Source organism: Phycisphaerae bacterium, from assembly GCA_041652575.1.
Lineage (GTDB): Bacteria > Planctomycetota > Phycisphaerae > Sedimentisphaerales > UBA12454 > UBA12454.
In genome coordinates this window covers 1-5,013 of the sequence record JBAZHC010000025.1, presented here as the reverse complement: position 1 = coordinate 5,013, position 5,013 = coordinate 1, and the positions used below count along the sequence as shown (strand labels likewise).

At 44.4% G+C, this 5,013-nt stretch carries 5 protein-coding genes; 1 reads left to right on the top strand and 4 read right to left on the bottom strand.

Annotation, left to right across the window (positions count from 1 at the left end):
* Window positions 1–367: 367 nt before the first annotated feature.
* Window positions 368–1,036 (top strand): SagB/ThcOx family dehydrogenase, encoded by a 669-nt coding sequence (locus tag WC496_12720; GenBank protein ID MFA5293877.1) that lies wholly within the window; start codon window positions 368–370, stop codon window positions 1,034–1,036.
* A gap of 146 nt (window positions 1,037–1,182) precedes the next feature.
* Here the strand turns inward: WC496_12720 and WC496_12715 are convergent, their stop codons facing one another.
* From WC496_12715 to WC496_12700, 4 genes are read right to left on the bottom strand one after another with little or no spacing between them, the layout of a single operon-like run.
* Window positions 1,183–2,472 carry a hypothetical protein gene (locus WC496_12715; GenBank protein MFA5293876.1) on the bottom strand — a complete coding sequence of 430 codons (1,290 nt, stop codon included), beginning with the start codon at window positions 2,470–2,472 and terminating at the stop codon, window positions 1,183–1,185.
* A 17-nt stretch (window positions 2,473–2,489) separates the two neighbouring features.
* The gene (locus WC496_12710; GenBank protein ID MFA5293875.1) at window positions 2,490–3,116 is read right to left on the bottom strand and encodes a penicillin-binding protein activator LpoB; all 627 of its coding nucleotides are present in this window, start codon (window positions 3,114–3,116) and stop codon (window positions 2,490–2,492) included.
* 3 nt (window positions 3,117–3,119) lie between these two features.
* Window positions 3,120–3,548 (bottom strand): YcfL family protein, encoded by a 429-nt coding sequence (locus tag WC496_12705; protein ID MFA5293874.1) that lies wholly within the window; start codon window positions 3,546–3,548, stop codon window positions 3,120–3,122.
* A gap of 9 nt (window positions 3,549–3,557) precedes the next feature.
* Entirely contained in the window at window positions 3,558–4,778 is a 1,221-nt protein-coding gene (locus WC496_12700; protein MFA5293873.1) for a formylglycine-generating enzyme family protein, read from the bottom strand.
* Between the last annotated feature and the right edge of the window lie 235 nt (window positions 4,779–5,013).

Here is a 5,013-nt window from a genome sequence, read left to right as displayed (position 1 = left end):
TGCCGACCACTCCCGCCGGTTGTGATGAAGGTACCGTTTAGCCTCGGCCGGCACGGCCGCGTAAACATCTTGTTAATCCTGTTATCCTGTCTAAAAAGAATGATTATTTTGTCTTTTTGCTTTTTGCTTTTTTGTGTTAATTCGTGGTTAAATAATCAGCGTATTTAATGATTCAATCTTGTTAATCCTGTTATCCTGTCTTTATAAAATGATTCAATCTTGTTAATCCTGTTATCCTGTCTAAAAAGAATGATTATTTTGTCTTTTTGCTTTTTAATTTTTTGTGTTAATTCGTGTTAATTCGTGGTTAAATAATCAGCGTATTTAATGATTCAATCTTGTTAATCCGTGTCTTTAGGAGAACAAAATGAAAACCAAATTGCTCGCACTAACTTTATTACTGTCACTCTGTCTGCTGATTGTTTCTTCAATCGCAGCCGACCCGAACGAACCAGCCGCTCCGCAAACACAGGCAATCCAATTGCCCGCACCGCAGACCACCGGCGGCATGCCGCTGATGCAGGCCCTGAGCGAAAGAAAGACCTCGCGCGAGTTCAGCACACAACAATTGCCCGACCAGCTTCTTTCGAATCTCCTCTGGGCCGCGTTCGGCATTAACCGCCCCGACGGCAAACGCACCGCGCCGTCAGCGATGAACCAGCAGGAAATCGACATCTACGTCGCGCTCGCCAAAGGCTTTTATCTCTATGACGCGCAATCCAACTCACTCAAACTCGTTCTCGAAAAAGACCTCCGCAAAATGACCGGCAAGCAGCCCTTCGTCGAAGTCGCCCCCGTCAATCTTGTTTACGTTGCTGATTTGTCGAAAATGACCAGAGGCTCCGAACAGGACAAGGTATTTTATTCCGGTGCCGACGTGGGCTTCATCGCACAGAATGTTTATCTGTTCTGCGCTTCGGAAAATTTAGCAACCGTCGTTCGCGGTTACGTTGATAAAGAAATCCTCGCCAAAGCTATTGGCCTTCGCCCCGACCAGAAAGTTATCCTTGCCCAGACCGTCGGCTACCCAAAATAGAGTTTTTTAAAATTTAGCCCCCTAATTTTTACCCGCCGTAGTTTTAACGAAGGCGGGTATTAGGGGGTTCTTTTTCTTAAACACAAAAAATAAACGGCCGAGTCGCGTCACCGCCTCGGCCGTTTTTAATTCGATAATACTTGATGTTATTGGTCTATTGGCAATTTGACGCCTTTATTTGAATCTATTGTAACTTCAGATTTCAGACCCTGAATTTTACGTTCTTCGGGTTTAGTCATTCTGCATATCAGGCCTTCAGAGATATCTCCGTTCTCGATTATATCAGCGTAAGCGAAACTTGGCTCTACTTGGCCGACTTTGATTTTCGCAACAACGGTTTCAATTTTGCCTAATGATTCTTTCGTGTCAAAGTCTACGATTTCCTTACCTTCGTTAATGACGTCCAGTACCATTCCTTCTTTAATCCTGTCCCCGCCCTGATTTATTATCACTCTGCCGTTTTCATCAATAACCGCTATTCTTATAGGATAGATTCTGTCAATTGCTTCGGATACAACCTGGTTACTGAGTTTTGCCAAAAGATTATCGGTCAGCTCACTGATATTCAGTTCATCGACATCACGTTTTGCCGTGAGGTCTTTTATTTCGTTCGTTTCCAGATGATATCTTATCGAATCCGAAACTTTTAACTGTTTAGTGGGAGCAACTATAATCTTATAATCGAAAACCAAATCAAGCTCATACTCTCTTACTGTTTTGTCTATCGCCCTCAGATATTTATCTTCGCCTTCGAGCCTGACATCTGATAAAAGGCCGGTGAGAATGTAGTCCGGTGCGAGAGCCTGCCCTGTTTTGGGTTTTTCTTTTATGCCAAGTTCGCTTGAATCAGCACTGCTTTGGTTTTTATTGAAACCTGTTACAAAATCTTCGCTGAGTATTGAGAATTTGTTGGTATTAGCCAGTGCCGTACTGATTTTATGCCCCAGTCTTTCTGATAATTCATTGGCTTGCACATCCTTGCCGTCAAAATTATAATTTTGCTCCAGCGTTTGTATCGGCATAACCGCAAGACTGTACCTGTTGTTCTGCTCAGCCGACGGATAATCGTAAACTAATGCTTTGAGCACTACTTCGTAAAGGCCGTCGTCGATTTTTCTTTCTTCCAGTATTTCGTAGGTTTTTATAAATCCTGACACCCTGACTTTTTCGTTTGTCTCCTTCGGTACCGAATCGAGCACTATAACTGTCTGGTTATTGCCGGTTCCGCTTAAATCAGCTTTTACTAACTCATAATTAACGTCTGCGGTATTAATCTCCGCTCCGTTTACCTGCGCAATCGCACCGATGAGCGCACTGTTAATCGCCTCATCCCGGCTGCCGCCTTGCCCTTTTGTCTGGATTTCTGTCGTGGAAGTCGCACAAAACGCGCTTGCGACAAGTATCAAAACAAAGAAAAATAAATATGCATTTCTCATCTTTCTCTCCTTGCAGGTTAATCTAAATCAACCTCGGTAATTTTGCCGCGTTTGCCGATAAGAACTTCTTTTTGCCATTTTCTGAGACCGCTGGCAAGTTCCGTAACTTTTAGCTGGAAATAATATTCCTGCTGTACGTGGTCTTTGTCATATCTCAGGCTGTTTTGAAAAATTTTGCCCGATATGCTTAACTCAGGCGCGATTAACTGTTCTTTTTCGACAAGCGTTTCACTCTTGAACTCATCACTGTATTGTGAATCCCGCACGTCCCTGATATCGTGAACCATTTTATCAACTGAGCTTCTGCCCCCTACTGCCGAAGTCATTACCACCTGACCGCTGCTATAAAGTTCTTCTTCTATTTTCGCCATAAGCTGGTCGGTGTCAATTCGCCTTGATGTGATATTGTCGATATTCGATGTCGCCACGACGTATCGCCCGCCGCCCTGTTTATTAAATGCGCCCGACGCTATCATCGAACGCGTCATCTCAGCCGCTGCCAGTTCGAAATCGCGGTAGTCGAGGTCTAAGACCTCTTTGCCGTCATCGTTCATCGTGTCAATTCGTTTTACTTCATTCTCCTGACATCCGGAAATAAAGGTAGCCGCGATGAAAAAGACTGTTAATAGTATTTTGTTTCTCATAAATTACTCCCATTTCTTTGTGTCAATTTTTACATCTTTGGCCTGTGCTGCCGTCGCAGCAACTTTTATCGTGAAATCCGATTTTCCTCTGACCGACATCGGGGTCCAAACGCTTGTTCTGCTTTCAATTGTCATCCCATCGGCATCAATCCATTCGGGTCTGTACCAGAATCGCTTTGTCTCCTGCGAGTTATTGTGCCCCTTTATATACAATTCCAGCAGACCATTTTCGTTTATCTTTGTAGCTTCCTCGTCGATTTCGACTCCTTCGCCCAATAGCGCACTGCCCGCGTATGCAATCGGACGGGTCACCGCGTTATCAACCAAAGAAGCATTTCCAACGTCAGGCCGAAGTTTGACTTTCGAATTTTCCTCGCATCCCAGTGACGCGAAAATCAAAACAACAAACAAAAAATTCAGTAAAGTTTTCATAAAATTCTCCTAATGTATCACTTCAAATTTTATTGTGTAAACTCCGTCGGCAAGCGTCTCATCCAGCAGTCGGTAATACGCTGGCTGTGGTTTCCTGCCTTCTTCGAGTACGATATTTTTCGATGCACATACTTCTTCAATCTTTTTCAGCATCCAGTTTCTCGCCTCCAACCCCTTGCCCTTTACGGATATATATCCCTGCCGGGTATTTTCATCATACACAAGCTCGCTTTCTATTTCCTGAGGCTGCTGTGCCTGAATGATGGTGCTCTCCACGATTCCCGATTCCGACACTTTCTTGTTCAATGGCAGTATTACCGAGCCGATTTGCTTGCCGGTGCCTTCGGGTATTTCCATAGCGACGCGAAAGCCCAGGTACTTTTTATCAGCCCCTTCTCCTTTTCCGCTTCTGCTTGCCGACCGCAGTCTTTCAGGCTTATCTCTCCACGAACCGCCGCGAATAACGTGCCCGCCCGCTGTCGCAGGGCCTTGTGGGTCTGTAAATTTTCCTTTTTTATAATAATCAGGCATATAAAAATCACTGCACCATTCCCACACATTTCCGTGCATATCGTACAGGCCGAACGGATTAGGCGGATACTTTCCCACCGGACTTGTCATCTTCGGATTGATGCCGTTCCTGCCCTTGCCATAAATATATGCGCTGTTATAGTTAGCCTGTTCCGAACTTATTGTTTCGCCGGTATAAAACGGAGTGGTCGTCCCCGCTCGGCAGGCGTATTCCCATTGCGCCTCGCTCGGCAAATGAAACTTATAGCCGTAATCTTTACACAGTACGCCTATAAAAGAATTTACCTCGTACCAGTTAACGTTTTCCGCCGGCATTGCGTCGCCGCGGAATTTAAATTTTTTATAACCCATCAGGGCGTTATATTGAAGTTGTGTTACTTCGTACTTGCCCATATAAAATGGTTTACTGATTTTAACCTGATGCACCGGTCCTTCGCTTGATTCCCTCAATGCCTCTTTACTTGGCGAACCCATATAAAACTCACCCGCTGGTATCAGCACCAGTTCCATTGTCACGCCATTGCCAAGCAAAACGGATGTTGTGACCGGCACATTAAGACTTGCTGACGTCATATCCTGTAAAAAAACAGCTTCCTGGGGATTGGAAGGATTCAAAAGTTCCTTTGGAGGCTCAATTTTTGGTGCTTCATCACAGCCGAAAAAAAGAAGAAGCATCGGCAAAATCAAAAATCGTTTCATAATCATTCCTCCGAAAAATTCTCTTGTCGCCAAAATTAATGTTCCCGGTATTATACCCTTGCCTATCCAATTCTCAACGATTAATTCTGCCTGCCGGATACCGACTACTGTCGTTATATTTCTTAATCAATTTGTGCCTTGGTGTCTTAGTGACTTAATGTTTAAAATACCCTTATGCTAACGAAACCGAAAATCCTGCTCGTCAATCCGCCGATTTACGACTTCACCGCCTACG